This is a genomic window from Streptomyces sp. NBC_00310 (genome assembly GCF_036208085.1).
GTDB lineage: Bacteria > Actinomycetota > Actinomycetes > Streptomycetales > Streptomycetaceae > Streptomyces.
The window spans coordinates 1,884,673-1,901,150 of sequence record NZ_CP130714.1 but is presented as its reverse complement, the minus strand read 5'-3'; the positions used below and the strand labels follow the sequence as shown (position 1 = coordinate 1,901,150).

General features: G+C 71.4%; 15 protein-coding genes. 5 read left to right on the top strand and 10 right to left on the bottom strand.

Going from position 1 to position 16,478, the window contains the following annotated elements:
* Positions 1 to 64 precede the first annotated feature (64 nt).
* The 3 genes from rocD to OG202_RS08300 all read right to left on the bottom strand — a co-directional run bounded on the left by rocD (position 65) and on the right by OG202_RS08300 (position 2,790).
* On the bottom strand, positions 65 to 1,288 hold the full coding sequence (gene rocD / locus OG202_RS08310) for an ornithine--oxo-acid transaminase (protein WP_327730760.1): 1,224 nt from the start codon (positions 1,286 to 1,288) through the stop codon (positions 65 to 67).
* A 58-nt stretch (positions 1,289 to 1,346) separates the two neighbouring features.
* Positions 1,347 to 2,177, bottom strand: a complete 831-nt coding sequence (ddaH, locus tag OG202_RS08305) for a dimethylargininase (protein WP_327730761.1) — start codon at positions 2,175 to 2,177, stop codon at positions 1,347 to 1,349.
* A gap of 121 nt (positions 2,178 to 2,298) precedes the next feature.
* Positions 2,299 to 2,790 carry an Lrp/AsnC family transcriptional regulator gene (locus tag OG202_RS08300; protein WP_326584352.1) on the bottom strand — a complete coding sequence of 164 codons (492 nt, stop codon included), beginning with the start codon at positions 2,788 to 2,790 and terminating at the stop codon, positions 2,299 to 2,301.
* 102 nt (positions 2,791 to 2,892) lie between these two features.
* On the opposite strand from OG202_RS08300, the gene OG202_RS08295 reads away from it, so the two are divergent.
* The 4 genes from OG202_RS08295 (at position 2,893) to OG202_RS08280 (ending at position 7,303) form a co-directional block, all read left to right on the top strand.
* Positions 2,893 to 3,660, top strand: coding sequence for a LytR/AlgR family response regulator transcription factor (locus OG202_RS08295; RefSeq protein WP_326584353.1), 768 nt, complete (start codon positions 2,893 to 2,895; stop codon positions 3,658 to 3,660).
* 9 nt (positions 3,661 to 3,669) lie between these two features.
* Positions 3,670 to 4,029: a hypothetical protein gene (locus OG202_RS08290; RefSeq protein ID WP_326584354.1), complete on the top strand. Its 360-nt coding sequence runs from the start codon at positions 3,670 to 3,672 to the stop codon at positions 4,027 to 4,029.
* Positions 4,030 to 4,076: 47 nt separating this feature from the next.
* The gene (locus OG202_RS08285) at positions 4,077 to 5,822 is read left to right on the top strand and encodes a sodium/solute symporter (RefSeq protein ID WP_326584355.1); all 1,746 of its coding nucleotides are present in this window, start codon (positions 4,077 to 4,079) and stop codon (positions 5,820 to 5,822) included.
* A 260-nt stretch (positions 5,823 to 6,082) separates the two neighbouring features.
* Positions 6,083 to 7,303: a sensor histidine kinase gene (locus OG202_RS08280; RefSeq protein ID WP_326585922.1), complete on the top strand. Its 1,221-nt coding sequence runs from the start codon at positions 6,083 to 6,085 to the stop codon at positions 7,301 to 7,303.
* Positions 7,304 to 7,322: 19 nt separating this feature from the next.
* Here OG202_RS08280 and OG202_RS08275 read toward each other — a convergent pair whose 3' ends face one another.
* The 7 genes from OG202_RS08275 to OG202_RS08245 form a co-directional block, all read right to left on the bottom strand.
* Positions 7,323 to 7,478, bottom strand: a complete 156-nt coding sequence (locus OG202_RS08275; RefSeq protein WP_149824039.1) for a hypothetical protein — start codon at positions 7,476 to 7,478, stop codon at positions 7,323 to 7,325.
* A gap of 14 nt (positions 7,479 to 7,492) precedes the next feature.
* Positions 7,493 to 9,472 (bottom strand): serine/threonine-protein kinase, encoded by a 1,980-nt coding sequence (locus OG202_RS08270; RefSeq protein WP_327730762.1) that lies wholly within the window; start codon positions 9,470 to 9,472, stop codon positions 7,493 to 7,495.
* Positions 9,473 to 9,489: 17 nt separating this feature from the next.
* Positions 9,490 to 11,007, bottom strand: coding sequence for a PASTA domain-containing protein (locus tag OG202_RS08265; RefSeq protein WP_327730763.1), 1,518 nt, complete (start codon positions 11,005 to 11,007; stop codon positions 9,490 to 9,492).
* A 237-nt stretch (positions 11,008 to 11,244) separates the two neighbouring features.
* Entirely contained in the window at positions 11,245 to 12,189 is a 945-nt protein-coding gene (locus tag OG202_RS08260; protein ID WP_327730764.1) for a cytochrome c oxidase assembly protein, read from the bottom strand.
* Positions 12,190 to 12,353: 164 nt separating this feature from the next.
* Positions 12,354 to 13,379, bottom strand: coding sequence for a 6-phosphofructokinase (locus tag OG202_RS08255; protein ID WP_327730765.1), 1,026 nt, complete (start codon positions 13,377 to 13,379; stop codon positions 12,354 to 12,356).
* A gap of 244 nt (positions 13,380 to 13,623) precedes the next feature.
* Complete coding sequence (locus tag OG202_RS08250; protein ID WP_326584360.1) at positions 13,624 to 14,352, bottom strand: type 1 glutamine amidotransferase; 729 nt, start codon at positions 14,350 to 14,352, stop codon at positions 13,624 to 13,626.
* A 38-nt stretch (positions 14,353 to 14,390) separates the two neighbouring features.
* On the bottom strand, positions 14,391 to 15,629 hold the full coding sequence (locus OG202_RS08245; RefSeq protein ID WP_326584361.1) for a Mur ligase family protein: 1,239 nt from the start codon (positions 15,627 to 15,629) through the stop codon (positions 14,391 to 14,393).
* A 163-nt stretch (positions 15,630 to 15,792) separates the two neighbouring features.
* Here OG202_RS08245 and def point away from each other — a divergent pair, with 163 nt between their 5' ends.
* Positions 15,793 to 16,332, top strand: coding sequence for a peptide deformylase (def, locus tag OG202_RS08240; protein ID WP_326584362.1), 540 nt, complete (start codon positions 15,793 to 15,795; stop codon positions 16,330 to 16,332).
* Positions 16,333 to 16,478 lie beyond the last annotated feature (146 nt).

Below are 16,478 nucleotides of genomic sequence, written 5' to 3'. Positions count from 1 at the left end.
CTGCGGGTTGGTCGTGGTTGCTCGCGCCGTTCCCCGCGCCCCTTTCGGGGCGCGGTGTCGGGCTTCAACCCTGCTTCAGAACCTCCCCCAACGTCCCCAGCGCCGACCGGAGTTCCGTGGCCGTGATCGTCAATGGCGGGGCCAGGCGGATGGTCGAGCCGTGGGTGTCCTTGACCAGGATTCCCTCGGCCATGAGGCGGTGGCTGATCTCGCGGCCCGTGCCGATCGCGGGGTCGACGTCGACGCCCGCCCACAGTCCGCGTGCCCGGAAGCCGACCACGCCCCGGCCGACCAGTTCCGTGAGCCCGTCCCGCAGGAGCCCGCCCAGCTCGGTGGCCCGCTGCTGGAACTCTCCCGTCCGCAGCAGCTCGACCACCGCCGAACCGACCGCCGCCGCGAGGGGGTTGCCGCCGAAGGTCGAGCCGTGCTCGCCGGGACGCAGGACCGACAGCACCTCCCGGCGGGCCACCACCGCCGACACCGGCACGATGCCGCCGCCGAGTGCCTTGCCGAGCAGTACGGCGTCGGGCAGGACGTCCTCGTGCTCGACGGCGAGCGTCCGGCCGGTGCGGCCGAGACCGGACTGGATCTCGTCCGCGACGAAGAGGCAGCCGGTGCGGCGGGTCAGCTCGCGGACCCCGCGCAGATAGCCGTCGTCCGGGATGAGCACGCCCGCCTCGCCCTGGATGGGCTCGATCAGCACCGCGGCCGTCGTCTCGTCGATCGCCGCCTCCAGCGCGGCGAGGTCGTTGTACGGGACCACACGGAAGCCGGGCGTGAACGGGCCGAACCCGTCGCGGGCCACCGGGTCCGTGGAGAAGCTGACGATCGTCGTCGTACGGCCGTGGAAGTTGTCGGCGGCGACCACGATCGTGGCCTGGTCGGCGGGGACGCCCTTCACCTCGTACGCCCACTTGCGGGCCACCTTGATCGCGCTCTCCACTGCCTCGGCGCCGGTGTTCATCGGCAGCACCATGTCCAGGCCGGTCAGCTCGGCCAGGGACTCGGCGAACTCGGCGAGCCGGTCGTTGTGGAAGGCCCGCGAGGTGAGGGTGAGCGTGTCGAGCTGGCGGTGCGCGGCCTCGATCAGCGCCGGGTGGCGGTGGCCGAAGTTGAGGGCGGAGTAGCCGGCCAGCATGTCCAGATAGCGGCGGCCCTCGACGTCCTCGACCCAGGTGCCCTCGGCCCGGGCGACGACCACGGGCAGCGGGTGGTAGTTGTGCGCGAGGACGGGCTCCTCGGCGCGGATGAGGTCGGCCGACGAACGCGTGGGGGCGGGAGCGGTCATGAGCGGACCTCCAGGGTCACGGGGCGGATCGCCCGAACCGGGCGGCGGGTCTCCTGGGTCACGGGCGGATCTCCTGGGTGACGCACTTGATGCCGCCGCCGGCCTTCTGGAACTCCGACAGGTCGACGGGGACGGGAACGTAGCCCTGCCGGGCGAGCTGGTCGGCGAGTTCCTTGGCGCGGGGCGAGATGAACACATGACGGCCGTCGGACACCGAGTTCAGGCCGAACGCCATGGCGTCCTCGCGGGTGGCGATCACCGCGTCCGGGTAGAGGCGGGCGAGGACCGCGCGGCTGCCGGGCGAGAACGCCTCCGGGTAGTACGCGATGTTGCCCGCGGAGCCGTCACCGCCGTCGTCGAGGACGAACAGGGCGGTGTCCAGATGGTAGAAGCGCGGGTCCACCAGCTGGAGGCTGATCACGGGGACGCCGAAGAACTCCTGCGCCTGGCGATGGGCCTCACGGGTGGTGCGGAAGCCGGTCCCGGCGAGCAGATAGCGGCCGGTCGGTACCAGGTCGCCCTCTCCCTCGCACACCGACTCGGAGCGCAGCACGTCGTACCCGGCGCTCTTGAACCAGGCGTCGTACGCGGTGGACTCGGGACGCCGCTCGGGCGCGTGGAACAGCGAGCCGAGGACACGGCCGCCGAGAACGAGCGCGCAGTTGGCCGCGAACACCATGTCGGGCAGCGCCGCCACCGGCTCCACGCTGTCCACGGTGTGGCCATGGGTCCGGTAGGCGAGGATCAGCTCCTGCCACTGATCCTGGGCGAGATCGACGTCCACGGGGGTGTCCGGATGCATCCAGGGATTGATCGAGTACTGCACGGCGAAGTGTCTGGGTTCGCAGACGAGAAAGCGCCGAAGGCGCGGCACACGGCTGTCGGGCACAGAGGGTCTCTCCGCTTCCTGCGGTGTCGGCTGGGATGACACCACGGTAGGAATCGGGACAGGCGCACGACAAGCAGCGAACGTTGCGTGTCCGCGCAGTAATGCTGCGTATTCGGCGGGCTCAGCGCACGTTCGCTGCGTCCTGTGTCGCGCCCGCCTCCGGAGCCTCCGGCAGCAGGTGCGACAGCACCATGTAACTGATCGTCTTCCGGATGAACGGCTCCGCGCGGATCCGCTCCAGCACCTCCTCGAAGTGCTCCACATCGATGGCCCGTACGTGGAGCAGTGCGTCCGCTCCGCCGGTCACCGTCATCGCCGCGGTGATCTCCGGGTAGTTGCGCACCACCTCCGCGAGCCGCCGGGGCGGCGCCGCGCCCTCGCAGTACACCTCCACGTACGCCTCCGTGCGCCAGCCGAGCGCCGCCGGCTGAACCGTGGCCGTGAACCCGGTGATCACCCCGGTCTCGCGCAGCCGGTCCACCCGCCGCTTGACCGCGGTGGCCGAAAGGCCGACGGCCGAACCGATCTCGGCGAAGCTGGTCCTCGCGTTCGCCATCAACGCCGTGATGATCTTGCGGTCGAGCTCGTCGAACGCCGCGGACTTGCTGCTCATGCGGGCACTGTATCCAGCGGGAGGCCTCCGCGACCCGCTACGCGAGGGCCTCCGGCGCGCGCCCGTGTGCAGGCGTGCGAATTACTCCTACACTCCACGTTCATGCTGCGCGCGCTCGCCGTCGATGACGAGAAACCCTCCCTGGAGGAGCTGCTGTACCTGCTGAACGCCGATCCACGGGTCGGCAGCGCCGAGGGAGCGAGCGACGCCACCGAGGCGCTGCGGCGGATCAACCGCGCCCTGGAGTCCGGGCCGGACGGACCCGAGGCGATCGACGTCGTCTTCCTCGACATCCAGATGGCCGGACTCGACGGCCTCGACCTCGCGCGCCTCCTCACCGGCTTCGCCCGGCCCCCGCTGGTCGTCTTCGTCACCGCGCACGAGGGCTTCGCCGTCCAGGCCTTCGACCTCAAGGCCGTCGACTACGTCCTCAAGCCCGTCCGCCGGGAACGTCTCGCCGAGGCGATACGCCGGGCCGCCCAGCTCCGCGAGGCGACCACGGCCTCGGCCCCGCCGATACCCGTCCACGAACCCGACCCCGACCAGATACCCGTCGAGCTCGGCGGGGTGACCCGCTTCGTCGCCGTCGACGACATCACCCACGTCGAGGCCCAGGGCGACTACGCCCGACTGCACACCCCCCAGGGCAGCCACCTCGTCCGCATCACCCTGTCCACCCTCGAGGAGCGCTGGCGCGCACGCGGGTTCGTCCGCATCCACCGCCGCCATCTCGTCGCCCTGCGCCACGTCGGCGAACTCCGCCTGGACGCGGGCACGGTCAGCGTCCTCGTCGGCTCCGTGGAACTCCAGGTCAGCCGCCGTCACGCACGCGAGCTGCGCGATCTGCTGATGCGCCGGACCACGGGCTGAGGAGCCGCCATGCCGAACGACCCCACCGAACGCCGCGTCGTCGTCACCGGAGTGCCCCGCCGCACCCGGCGCACCTCGGGACACCACCGCCCCCGCACCGAGATCGACGAACAGACCACCCTCGGGCACACCTACGTCAGCTCCCTCATGCGCAGCCAACTCCGCGCCGCCCTCGCCGTGTTCGCGGTCCTGGTCCTGCTGGTCGCCCCGCTGCCCCTGGTCTTCGCCGCGATACCGGACGGCGCCGGCCTGGAGTGGGCCCTGCTCGGCTTCGGCATCTACCCGCCCCTGGTCCTCCTCGCGTACTGGCACGTACGCCGCGCCGAACGCAACGAGCAGGACCTCGTCCGGCTCGTCGAGGACCGCTGAGGCGACGGAAGCCACGAACCCGTGAACGAGAAGACCGGTAGCAAGGCATGAACGAGAACTACGCCGTCCCCGCGGTCGCCCTGGTCGTCGTGGCGACGGTCTTCGTCGGCGCCTTCGGCCTGCGCATCTCCCGGACCACCTCCGACTTCTACGTCGCCTCCCGCACCGTCGGCCCCCGCCTCAACGCGGCCGCGATCAGCGGCGAATACCTCTCCGCCGCCTCCTTCCTCGGCATCGCCGGCCTCGTCCTCGTCCAGGGCCCCGACATGCTCTGGTACCCGGTCGGCTACACCGCCGGCTACCTCGTCCTCCTGCTGTTCGTCGCCGCCCCGCTGCGCCGCTCCGGCGCCTACACCCTGCCGGACTTCGCCGAGGCCCGGCTCGCCTCCAAGACCGTACGACGGCTCGCGGGGGCCTTCGTCGTCGGCGTCGGCTGGCTCTACCTCCTGCCCCAACTCCAGGGCGCCGGACTGACGTTGAACGTGCTCACCGACGCCCCTGAGTGGCTCGGCGGCGTCATCGTCGCCGTCGTCGTCTCCGCCACGGTCGCCGCCGGCGGCATGCGCAGCATCACCTTCGTCCAGGCCTTCCAGTACTGGCTCAAGCTCACCGCCCTCCTCGTCCCCGCCCTCTTCCTCGTCCTCGCCTGGCAGGGCGACGGCGCCCCGCGCCACGCCTTCGACGAGCCCGCCGAGTTCCGCGAACAGCGCGTCGTCCGCGTCGACGAGACCCTCGACCTGAAGCTCACCGGCCCGCTGACGGTCACCGCCTCCGGCACGATCGACGGCCGCCGCCTCGACGACCGGCGCGTCGACCTGCCCGCCGGCACCCACCGCATCGACCGGGGCACCCGCCTGACCTTCGCCAAGGGCGACACCGTCCCCGTCGCCGACCGCGGCACCAACGGCGGCATGTCCACCTCCCTCGCCGCGGGCCGCGAGGAACGCCCCCTGTACGCCACCTACGGGCTGATCCTCGCCACCTTCCTCGGCACCATGGGCCTGCCCCACGTCGTCGTCCGCTTCTACACCAGCCCGCACGGCGTCGCCGCCCGCCGCACCACGGTCGTCGTCCTCGGCATGATCGGCTTCTTCTACCTCCTGCCGCCGCTCTACGGGGCGCTCGGCAGGCTCTACGCCCCCGACCTCACCCTCACCGGCGACGCCGACGCGGCCGTCCTCCTCCTTCCGGACCGCATGATCGGCGGTCTCGGTGGCGACCTGCTCGGCGCGCTGGTCGCGGGCGGTGCCTTCGCGGCGTTCCTGTCCACCGCCTCCGGGCTGACCGTGGCGGTCGCGGGCGTGCTCACCCAGGACGTCCTGCCCACGCGCGGCGTACGGCACTTCCGGCTCGGCACGGTCCTCGCCATGGCGGTACCGCTCGCGGCGAGCGGCCTGGTCGGCGGGCTGCCCGTCGCCGACGCGGTCGGCCTCGCCTTCGCCGTGTCCGCCTCCTCCTTCTGCCCGCTGCTCGTCCTCGGCATCTGGTGGCGGCGCCTCACCCCGCCGGGCGCCGCCGCAGGCATGCTCGTCGGCGGCGGCGCGGCCCTCCTCGCGGTCGCCGCGACCATGGCCGGATACCCCGGCACCGGCACCCTGCACGCCCTGCTGGCCTGGCCCGCCCTCTGGTCCGTACCGCTCGGCTTCCTCACGATGGTCCTGGTGTCCCTGGCCACCCCTGGCAGGGTCCCGCCCGAGACACCGGCGATCCTGGCCCGCTTCCATCTGCCGGAGGAACTGGTCGGCGGCCGGGCGCGCGCGGCGACCAAGGAGATCGAACTGTGGCGGCGATGAGGACGGGGGCCGATCCGACCGGGGCGCCGGACGAGGACCGACCGGACGAGGACCGACCGGACGAGGACCGACCGGACGAGGACCGACCGGACCAGGGCGCCGGACGAGGGCTGCGCGGACGAGGGCGCCGGACGAGGGCTGCGCGGACGAGGGCGCCGGACGAGGGCTGCGCGGACCAGGGCGACGCGAGGACCGGCGGAAGGGAACCCACGAGCGGTGAGCGGTGTACCCATTGCAGGAGGTGAACGATGAGCGGTGAAGTGACCGGGTTCCTCGCCGGGTTCTGCGTGGCCGTGCTCCCGCTGCTCGCGGCCGGGTTCTGGCTCGGCCGCCGCACGGCCCGGCCCCGCAACAGCCTCGGCGGACTCGGCACGCCCGTCGAGCACGCCACCTTCCAGACCCTGCACACCGCCACCCTCGCCGCGCCCCCGCTGCGCGCCGGCCTCACCGAGGAGACCGCCCGCAGATCCGCCAAGCGGCTGCGCACCCTGCTGGGCACCGACGCGCTGTGCCTCACCGACCACGAGTCGGTCCTCGCCTGGGAGGGCGTGGCGGAGCACCACCGCGCCGAGATCATGGGACGGCTGGCGGGCCCCCTGGAGACCGGCCGGGGCGAGGCCTTCCGGTTGACCTGCGACATCCTCGACTGCCCGGTCCGCTGGGCGGTCGTCGCCCCCCTCACGGTCGACGACCGCGTCCACGGAGCGCTCGTCGCCTGCGCGCCCCGCGAGTCCGCCGTCCTCGTACGAGCGGCCGGGGAGGTCGCCCGCTGGGTCTCCGTCCAGCTCGAGCTGGCCGATCTCGACCAGTCCCGCACCCGGCTGATAGAGGCAGAGATCAAGGCCCTGCGCGCCCAGATCTCCCCGCACTTCATCTTCAACTCGCTCGCGGTGATCGCCTCGTTCGTCCGTACCGACCCCGAGCGCGCCCGCGAACTCCTCCTGGAATTCGCCGACTTCACCCGCTACTCGTTCCGCAGACACGGAGACTTCACGACCCTCGCCGACGAACTCCACGCCATCGACCACTACCTGGCGCTGGTCCGGGCCCGCTTCGGCGACCGGCTCTCGGTCACGCTCCAGATAGCCCCGGAGGTCCTGCCGGTCACCCTGCCGTTCCTCTGCCTCCAGCCGCTGGTCGAGAACGCGGTGAAGCACGGCCTCGAAGGCAGGACAGTGGCTGCCGCGGGCAAGAGCCACATCAGCATCACCGCGCAGGACGCGGGCGCCGAGGCGCTCGTCGTCATCGAGGACGACGGCGTCGGCATGGAACCCGAGGTGCTTCGCCGCATCCTCGCCGGCGAGAGCAGCCCCTCGGGCGGCATCGGCCTCAGCAACGTCGACGAGCGGCTGCGCCAGGTGTACGGCGACGACCACGGCCTCGTCATCGAGACCGCGGTCGGCGCGGGCATGAAGATCACCGCCCGGCTGCCCAAATACCAGCCGGGCGTACACCCGGACGGGGGAATACCCCGCGCCTGAGGGGCGCAGGGCGTGAGCCTCAGGTGCGCGACGCCACCATCCCCAGCGTCAGCAGGCCCAGCACGACCCATCCGAACCACAGCCAGCCGTTGCTGCCGAGCGCCACCGAGTAGGCCGTCACCACGACCAGCCCACCGACGGTGAGCACCCCCATGGCCTTCGTCGAACCGGGCATCGCAACACCCCTTCTCAGGCTTCTTCTCCCTCCATGGTGCCCCCACTACCGGAAATGACAGTGCAGACGACGTAATGTGCTCCCTTTTTCCAGCCGTCCTCGCTGATCCAGAAACCGGAACCGGTGACACCGGGCTCATAGCCGTACTGCTGCGGCGGCAGGTTGTCCCGGCAGACGGCGAGCGCCTGGTCCTGAGCCTCTTCGTACGTGGTCCCGGGGCTCATCTCGTAGAAGCCGAGCACCTTCTGCCGGTGCCGGGACTGGCAGGAGACCAGCCGGATCCTGTTGTCGGAGATCGGATCGAGGCAGTCCTGCTTCTGCAGGGTGGCCACGTCGACGAGCACCGTCTCACCCACCGTCCGGTGCTCGCCGATCGGCCCGTACACCGGCCTGCGCTCGCCCAGGAGCAGACAGGCGACCCGATGGCCCGCGGCGTCGAAGCCGTCGTCGGTCGGGAGGACGGCGTAGGTACGGACGTCCACGAGCCTCTCGCGGGCCTCCACCGTCAGCTGCTCGCACTGGGCGGCCCCGCCCGTCCGGGCGTCCTCGGCGGACGACGCCTCGTAGGAGGCCATCACCTGGCCGTCCATCGTGCGCCCCGCGCACGCGGGCACGACCCGCAACCGGGCGGCGTCCGTGAAGGGAGTGTCGGTCCAGGTGACGTCCACGCAGTCGCCGTCCTTCAGCGGCTCCACCAGCCCCACGGTCGTCCCGTACGGCAGCTCCGCGCTCCGGGTGTCTCCGCTGCCGCCCAGTCCGCCCGGGAGGTCCTTCAGGTTCTCCATGGCGTACCAGGTCCCACCGACCACCAGGGCCAGTCCCAGGGTGGTGGCCATGCCCGCGAGGAGGGCCCGGCCGCGGTGCCGACGGGGGCGTCCGCCGGTGCCGGCGCCGGCACCGGTGGTCCGCGGGGGAGGGGCGAAGCCCTGTCCGCCGGCCGACCGGTGCTCCGCCGGGGACCAGACGTCCTGCCCGCCGTGTCCGCCGTGCCCGCCCGAGGGGGCGTACCACGGCGTCTCGTGCGCGACCCGGGGGACGACGGGGATCTCCGGCTCCGCCGTGTGCGTGGGCTCGCTCGCCCACTGCGGCTGAGAGCCGAGGTCGGGCTCGGTGCGGGGATGGGCCTGGGGGGTGACGATCGCGGACAGCACCGCCTCGGTCTCGGCGGCCGCGATCCGGCGCACGGGATCCTTGGCGAGCATGGCGGCCAGCACCGGCTCCAGCGCGCCCGCCCGCAGCATGGGGCGCGGCTCCTCCAGGACGACCGCGGTCAGCGCGGCGATCTCCGAGGCGCGGTCGAAGGGCCCGTACCCCTCGACGGCGTGGTACAGCGTGCAGCCCAGCGAGAACAGGTCGGACGCGGCGGTCGGCGGCCCGCCCTGCGCCCGCTCGGGCGCGAGGTATCCGGCGGTCCCGACCAGGACGTGCGTACGGGTGTACCGGGTCTCCTGGGTGTCGGGCTGGACGGAGATGCCGTAGTCGGTGAGGAGGACGCGCGCGTACGGCGATCCGGCGCGGTCGGGGGCGAGCAGGATGTTGGCCGGCTTGACGTCCCGGTGCATGATGCCGCGCTCGTGCCCGGCGGTCAGCGCGTCCAGGACGGCGAGTCCGATGCGGGCGCACTCGGCGGGCGCGAGGGCGCCCCGCTGGGCGACTAGGGCCTTCAGATCGAGGGCCCCCGGCACGTACTCCATGACGATCCATGGCAGTTCGTCGTGTTCCAGGACGTCGTGCACGGTGACCACGTTGGGGTGGGCCCGCAGCCCGGCGGCGTGCCGGGCCTCGGCGCGGGCGCGGGCCACCCGGGCCGTGCGCTCCCGCTCGGCCTCGCCCGGATTGCGGAACACGATCTCCTTGAGGGCCACCTCGCAGTCCAGCTGACGGTCGTGCGCCAGCCAGACATGGCCCATGCCGCCGCTGCCCAGCCGGTTCAGCAGGAGATAGCGGTCGGCGATGACCCGGCCGACTCCCGACTTCGGTGCTCCTGACTGCATCGGTCACTCCCCAGGGTTCAGATCCATACGGGCTGGGCCGGGTCCTCGACGGGATCGCCCGGGTCTCCCGGATCCCCCGAACCGCTCGGATCCCCTGAGGCCCCCGGGTCGCCCGGGTCGTCGGGCGGCGGATCACCGGTCGGATCGGGATCGTGTGCCGTCGGGGTGTCGCCGGGCGGACCGCTGTCCTCCGGTGGGGTGGGGTCGGGGGCGGGCGTCGTCGGGGGCCTGGTCGACCTGGACGGGCTGGGAGGGGTCGACGGAAGGGTGGGCGTGGACGTGGGAGTGGGGTCCGGTGACGGCTGCTCGGGGGACCTGGACGGTGACGGTGCCGGTGATGTGCCACCCGTCGACGGGGGAGTGGTCGACTCCGTGGGCGACGGTCCGCCGTCCGTGGGGGAGGACTGCCCGCCCGAGGGGGGCGTGTTCCGGTCCGTCGGCGTCGATCCGCTCTCCGACGGCGATCCACCCGACGACGAGCGTTCCGTCTCCGAGGGCTCGGTCGGCCCCGGACCCGTCCCCGTCTCCGTCCCCGTGGAGCCGGAGTCCGAGCCCGACCCGCCGCCCGAGCCGGACCCCGGCCCGGATCCCGGGTCGTCGGTGCGCTCCTCGGTGCTCTCCTCGGCGGTCCGGCCCGGCCAGTCCACGTGCAGCGCCACCGCGGTGCCGAACCCCAGCTCGGTGCCCGGCCCGGGGTTCGACCCGGTCACCGGCGCGTCCCCCGGCGGCATCTCGTCCCCGGCGACCGTCACCGCCAGGCCCTTGTCCGCCAGGGCCGCACTGGCCTCGCCGAAGGTCATCCCGCGCACCTTCGGCACGGCCTGCCGCGCACGCGTGTCGAACGTCGTGTCGGACTCGCCCGTGCTGCCGACCTTCCGGCTGATGCCCTGGTCCGGGTCCTCGACGTCGACGAGCTTGATCTCCTCGAGCCGCTCGGGCGCGGGCTTGACGACGACCACCGCGGACTCGTCGTAGCCCTCCCACTCCTGGTTGTCGCCGGTGAACTCCACCTCGATGCGGTCCGGGTTCTCGTCGAACGCGCGCAGCGGATTTCCGCAGCTGCACTTCACGGCGGGCAGGCCCTGATCGTCGACCAATACCGCGATACCGGATTCCAGCAGCGCGTCGAAGGGGACGGCCCTGCCCTTCTTGTAGTCGTGGTTCTTCACGAGGGTGTCGTGGCGCAGGAGAACGGGTGTGAGTTCGTCGAGATGATTTCCGATTCCGTCGACATCGACCTCGGCGATCCGGGCCCATTCCTGAGCCTTTTTCTTGTTCTCCGGAGCGGTGAGGAATTTCTCCAGCTTGCGCACGTCGCAGACCTTCGGCTTCTGCGTGCCCCCGTACAGGCCGGGAGTGTTGCCCTGCTGCAGACCGCTGTGCGGCTCCAGGGACGTGAGGTCGGGCTCGTCCCGGCCCAGCTGTTCGCCCTCGTCGAAGAAGGGGGCGAGGGACGGTACCCCGGCGGCCACCGCCTTCACCGCGAGCAGTGACGGAGCCGAATCACCGCACCCGCTCAGGATCACCGTGCCCACCAGCAGGACGGCGATCCTCCGGGCAGCGGATTTCCCCGCTTTTCGTAAACATGTTCGCAAGCATGCGTGAATTGTCATGACCGCTCCCCCCGGCGGTTTCCCCCGTCACCCCGCAGAGCGGACGCGGGGCTCACGCATCATGCTACTGAAGGGCAAAGCCTTTCGGTCAAGGGAAAAAGAGAGGAGTGCGGTCGTGTGGCCAAACACGGGAATGAGGGCACGGAAAAGAAAGGGGGCTCAGCGGCTACGTGCGTCGAGTGAGGCGAGATAGGCGTTGTACGCCTCGAGTTCCTTGTCGCCGTCCCGGTCGGCCGCGCGGTCCGAGCGCCGGGCCTGCCGCTGCTCGGAGCCGTACCACTGGAAGAGCAGCGCGAGCAGCACCAGCACCGAGGGGATCTCGCTGAACGCCCAGGCGATGCCGCCGGCCGCGTTCTGGTCGGCCAGCGCGTCGATGCCGAGGGAGGCGGGCGGGTTCTCGTACGTCTTCACCATGGGCGCGGACGCCATCATCAGCGCGATGCCGAAGAACGCGTGGAACGGCATGCCGGCGAACAGTTCCAGCATCCGCATCAGATAACCGGGCCGGTGCGGCCCCGGATCCACGCCCATGATCGGCCAGAAGAAGAACAGCCCGACCATCAGGAAGTGCGTCATCATCACGATGTGCCCCGGCGTCGACCCCATCAGGAAGTCGAAGATCGGCGTGAAGTAGAGGCCGTACAGGCTCGCGATGAACATCGGGATCGTGAACGCCGGATGCGTGACGATCTTCATGTACCAGCTGTGCAGGAACATCAGCAGCAGCTCACGCGGCCCCTTCCGGCCCTTCCCCGCCACCGGCAGCGCCCGCAACGCCAAGGTCATCGGCGCCCCCAGCAGCAGCACGATCGGCGCCAGCATGCTGATCACCATGTGCTGCACCATGTGCACGCTGAACATGACCATGCCGTAGTCGTTCAGCCCGGTACACGTCACCAGCAGCACCAGCAGCACACCGACGACGAATGCGACGGTCCGCCCGACGGGCCACTTGTCGCCGCGGCGTACGAGCCGCGTGACTCCCCAGCCGTAGAGAGCGAGGGCCACCAGGCAGGCGACGAGGAAGAACGGGTCGGCCGACCACGCGAGTCCGCGCCCGAGGGTGAAGGGCAAAAGCCCCATACCGTGCCCGCTGTGATCCATCCGCCGGCTCCTGCTTCGTGGGGGGTTGTGCTGTCTGTCCGCCCCCAGACTAGAACCGCCCCCGGTCACGATCATGACCGGGGGCACGGCAGCCGACCTCAGCCGACCTCAGGGGTGCGGCGAACCGCGCGACCAGCCACAGCCACCCGCACTCGCCCCACCGGCTAGAGCACGCACTCCGCTTCGGCGTACCGCTCCTGCGGCACCGTCTTCAACGTCTCCACGGCCTCGGCCAGCGGCACCATCACGATGTCCGTCCCCCGAAGTGCGGTCATCTTCCCGAACTCACCCCGGTGCACGGCCTCCACCGCATGCCACCCGAACCGGGTCGCCAGCACCCGGTCGTAGGCGGTCGGCGTACCACCCCGCTGCACATGCCCGAGGATCACCGGCCGTGCCTCTTTCCCGAGCCGCGTCTCCAGTTCGACGGAGAGCTGCCGAGCGATCCCGGCGAACCGCTCGTGCCCGTAGATGTCCTTGCCGCCCTCGTCGAACTCCATGGACCCGGCCTTCGGCTTGGCCCCCTCCGCCGCCACCACGATCGCGAACCGCTTGCCCGCCGAGAACCGCTCGGCGACCTTCGTGGCCAACTCGTCGATGTCGAAGGGGCGTTCCGGTACGACGATGGCGTGGGCGCCGGCCGCCATGCCGGAGTGCAGCGCGATCCAGCCGGTGTGGCGGCCCATGACCTCCACCACCAGGACCCGCTGGTGGGACTCGGCGGTGGTCTTCAGCCGGTCCAGGGCCTCCGTGGCGACCCCCACGGCCGTGTCGAAGCCGAACGTGACGTCCGTGACCGCGATGTCGTTGTCGATGGTCTTCGGCACACCCACGATCGGCAGGCCGTTGTCCGACATCAGCCGGGCCGCCTTGAGCGTGCCCTCACCGCCGATGGGGATGATCGCGTCGAGGCCGAGCTCCTCGACATGGCCCTTCGCCCGCGCCACCCCGTCCCGCAGATGCGACGGCTGGACCCGGGAGGAGCCGAGAATCGTGCCGCCGCGGGCCAGGATGCCCGCCACCGCGTCCAGGTCGAGCTTGAGGTAGTCGCAGTCCAGGAGACCTTTCCAGCCGTCCCGGAAGCCGATGACCTCGTCGCCGTGGTCGACGACGGCACGGTGCACGACGGACCGGATGACGGCGTTCAGCCCGGGGCAGTCGCCGCCGGACGTGAGGACACCAATGCGCATAGCCCGAATACCTTCTCCACGTGGGCCGGGGACCGGACCACGTTGTCCGGCTGGAATCCCCGCCACCCTACCGGCGGCAGGGGGCGGGGCCGTAGCGGGCGTCCGCCTGCTGGACGGCCCCGCACAGGTGAGCGGAGCCCTGGTCAGACGGGCTTTCACACGTGAGCGCGGGGGCTGTCAGACGGGCTTTCGTACGGGCACTGAGGAACCGTTTCTCAGGCGCCTCGGCTTCCTGCCGTACGGCCTACGCGGGCTGCTGGGCCGCCGAGATGCGCTCGCCCCGCAGTGCCTCGAACCAGCGGTCGTCGGTCGGCGGCAGCGCGTTCACGTCCAGTGCCAGCTTCAGCAGCAGGTCCGCGATCTGCGGGTTCCGCGCCAGCACCGGCCCGTGCATGTACGTGCCGAACACGGTGTCGTTGTACGCGCCCTCCGTGCCGTCGCCCGTGCCGTTGCCCTTGCCGAGCCGCACCTGTGCGAGCGCGCGGGCGGTGGGGCCGAGGTGGGTGACGCCCTGGTGGTTCTCGAACCCGGTCAGCTGGGGCAGCCCGAGACGCGGGTCGATGTCCCCGAGGACATCGCCGACGCACCGCTCGCCCTCGCCGCGGGTCGTGGTCACGTCGAGCAGGCCGAGGCCCGGCTCGCGCTGGCCGAGGTCGTTGACGAACTCGTGGCCGAGGATCTGGTAGCCGGCGCAGACCGCGAAGACGATCGCGCCGTTGTTCACCGCCTGGTACAGATGCCGGTCGCGGCGCAGCCGCTCGGCGGCCAGCCGCTGCGGCCGGTCCTCGCCGCCGCCGATCAGGTAGATGTCGCCGGAGGTGGGGATCGGCTGGTCGCTGCGCACGTCCAGCCGGGCCACGTCCAGGCCGCGCTGGCGCGCCCTGCGCTCGACGACGAGGACGTTGCCCTGGTCGCCGTAGGTGCTGAGCAGGTCCGGGTAGACCCAGACGATCCGCAGGCTGTTGTCACTCATGAAGTCAGTGCCCCTCAGAGTCGTTCGTGGTCGGACGCTCAGTTGCCCACGCGGCGGCGCAGGTCCTGGAACGCGGTGTAGTTGGCGATGACCTCGATCCGCCCCGGCGGGCACATCTGCACCGCCTGGTCGAGGGTGTCACAGACCTGGAAGTGCTGGCCCGCGACCTCCAGCCGCACCGCCAGGTCGAGCTTGCGGTCGCCGAGCACGAAGATCGGGTGGCCGGTCAGCCGCGTGTAGTCGACGTCCCACAGCCAGGACGTGTCGGTGCCGTCGGCGCCGCGCGCGTTCACCGACAGGATCACCGGCGAGGGCGGCGGGTCGATCAGCGAGAACGTCTCCAGCCAGCCCGCCGGGTTCTTGGCGAGCAGCAGCCGCAGATCGCGCTCCATGAACTGCACCACGTCGTACCGACCGGCCACCGCCTGGACCTGGTACATGCGTTCCAGGGCGACCTGCGGCGGTACACCGAAGACGGCGGCGGTGGCGGCCGAGGAGGCGGCGTTGGCCTTGTTGGCGCGGCCCGGCAGCTGGAGATGGATCGGCCAGGCCGAACCGTGCGGGTCGAGGACGTGGTCACCGGAGAGGGCCCAGCTCGGCGTGGGGCGGCGGAAACCGCACTCGCCGCAGAACCAGTCGTCGCCGGGCCGCTGCATCACACCGCCGCAGGACGGGCAGGACCAGGCGTCGTCTTTCCACATCTGGCCGACCGCGACCCAGATCACGTTCGGGGACGACGAGGCTGCCCACACGATCAGCGGGTCGTCGCAGTTGGCGACGACGACGGCCTTGGTGCCGGCCAGGCCCTCCCGCCACGCCTCCGCCATCATGCGGGTCTCGGCGGCGCGGTCGAGCTGGTCGCGGGAGAGGTTGAGCAGTGCGATGCACTTGGGGTCGGTGTCCCGCGCGACACCGGCGAGGTACTTCTCGTCGACCTCGATGACCGCGAACTTGGAGTCCGAGTTCCCGGCGAGGGCCGAGGTGATGCCCGCGGGCATGTTGGCGCCGAGCGCGTTCGAGACGACGGGGCCCGCGGCCCGCAGCGCCTCGGCGATCAGCCGGGTCGTGGTGGTCTTGCCGTTGGTGGCCGAGACCAGGACGACGTCCAGGCTCTGTGCGAGCCGGGCGAGGAGGTCGGGGTCGAGTTTGAGTGCCACCCGGCCGCCGATCACAGATCCGCTACCGCGCCCCGCGGCACGCGATGCCGCCGCGACCGCCTTGCCCGCCGTCACGGCCAGCTTGGCCCGCGGCGTGAGCGGGTCCGAGTTGCCTGCCATCAGTTCTCGATCCTCCTTGCGTACAGCGCCGCGCCCAGTCCCGGCAACGTGTGGACCGAAGCCTATCGAGATCCACTCACGCGCCCGAATCTCGTCCGGCCGTCGCACGTGACGTCGCACCGGCCGGACCGGCGATATCGGGTCTGAACGTACCCTTGCGGCCATGCGAAGCGGCTCGATTCCCGGCGCCCGAGGGCGCGTTCTCCCCATGTCACTGCTCGGGGACCCCGTATTGCAGGCACCCTGTGAAGAGGTGACGGAATTCGGGCCCGAACTGGTGCGGCTTGTGGAGGACATGTTCGCGACGATGTACGACGCGCGGGGTGTGGGGCTCGCCGCGAACCAGGTGGGCCGGCGGCTTCGGGTGTTCGTATACGACTGTCCGGACGACGAGGAGGTGCGCCATCTCGGCCACGTGGTGAACCCGCGGCTCGTCTCGACGGAGGGGATCATACTGCGGGGGCCCGAGGGGTGTCTGTCGCTGCCCGGCCTGGAGGCGGGGGTGGAGCGGTACGACGAGGCCGTGGTGGAGGGGTTCACGGTCGACGGCGATCGGGTGCGGGTGTGGGGGAGCGGGTTCTTCGCGCGGTGCCTTCAGCATGAGTGTGATCACCTCGAGGGCCAGGTGTATGTGGACCGGCTTTCGGGGTGGCGTCGCTCCCGGGTGATGCGGAAGGTCGCGAAGGCGCCGTGGGGGCGGTGAGCCGTGTGGCGGCCGCGGGATCGTCGTGGCCGCTCGCGCGGTTCCCCGCGCCCCTTCCGGGGCGCGATCCCCACCCGCCGTGAGAAAGAACCCGCTAGGGCGTGCTTCGGAAGTCCCTTCTGCTCTGCGACGCCCGGCACGCTTTC

Bases quoted from the DNA above. Each gene is read 5' to 3' on its own strand.
- OG202_RS08255 (WP_327730765.1), bottom strand. From the start codon at position 13,379: ATGCGCATTGGTGTCCTCACGTCCGGCGGCGACTGCCCCGGGCTGAAC.
- OG202_RS08295 (WP_326584353.1), top strand. From the start codon at position 2,893: ATGCTGCGCGCGCTCGCCGTCGATGACGAGAAACCCTCCCTGGAGGAG.
- OG202_RS08250 (WP_326584360.1), bottom strand. From the start codon at position 14,352: ATGAGTGACAACAGCCTGCGGATCGTCTGGGTCTACCCGGACCTGCTC.
- OG202_RS08245 (WP_326584361.1), bottom strand. From the start codon at position 15,629: ATGGCAGGCAACTCGGACCCGCTCACGCCGCGGGCCAAGCTGGCCGTG.
- OG202_RS08290 (WP_326584354.1), top strand. From the start codon at position 3,670: ATGCCGAACGACCCCACCGAACGCCGCGTCGTCGTCACCGGAGTGCCC.
- rocD (WP_327730760.1), bottom strand. From the start codon at position 1,288: ATGACCGCTCCCGCCCCCACGCGTTCGTCGGCCGACCTCATCCGCGCC.
- OG202_RS08285 (WP_326584355.1), top strand. From the start codon at position 4,077: ATGAACGAGAACTACGCCGTCCCCGCGGTCGCCCTGGTCGTCGTGGCG.
- OG202_RS08270 (WP_327730762.1), bottom strand. From the start codon at position 9,472: ATGCAGTCAGGAGCACCGAAGTCGGGAGTCGGCCGGGTCATCGCCGAC.
- OG202_RS08260 (WP_327730764.1), bottom strand. From the start codon at position 12,189: ATGGATCACAGCGGGCACGGTATGGGGCTTTTGCCCTTCACCCTCGGG.
- OG202_RS08300 (WP_326584352.1), bottom strand. From the start codon at position 2,790: ATGAGCAGCAAGTCCGCGGCGTTCGACGAGCTCGACCGCAAGATCATC.
- def (WP_326584362.1), top strand. From the start codon at position 15,793: ATGCGAAGCGGCTCGATTCCCGGCGCCCGAGGGCGCGTTCTCCCCATG.
- OG202_RS08275 (WP_149824039.1), bottom strand. From the start codon at position 7,478: ATGCCCGGTTCGACGAAGGCCATGGGGGTGCTCACCGTCGGTGGGCTG.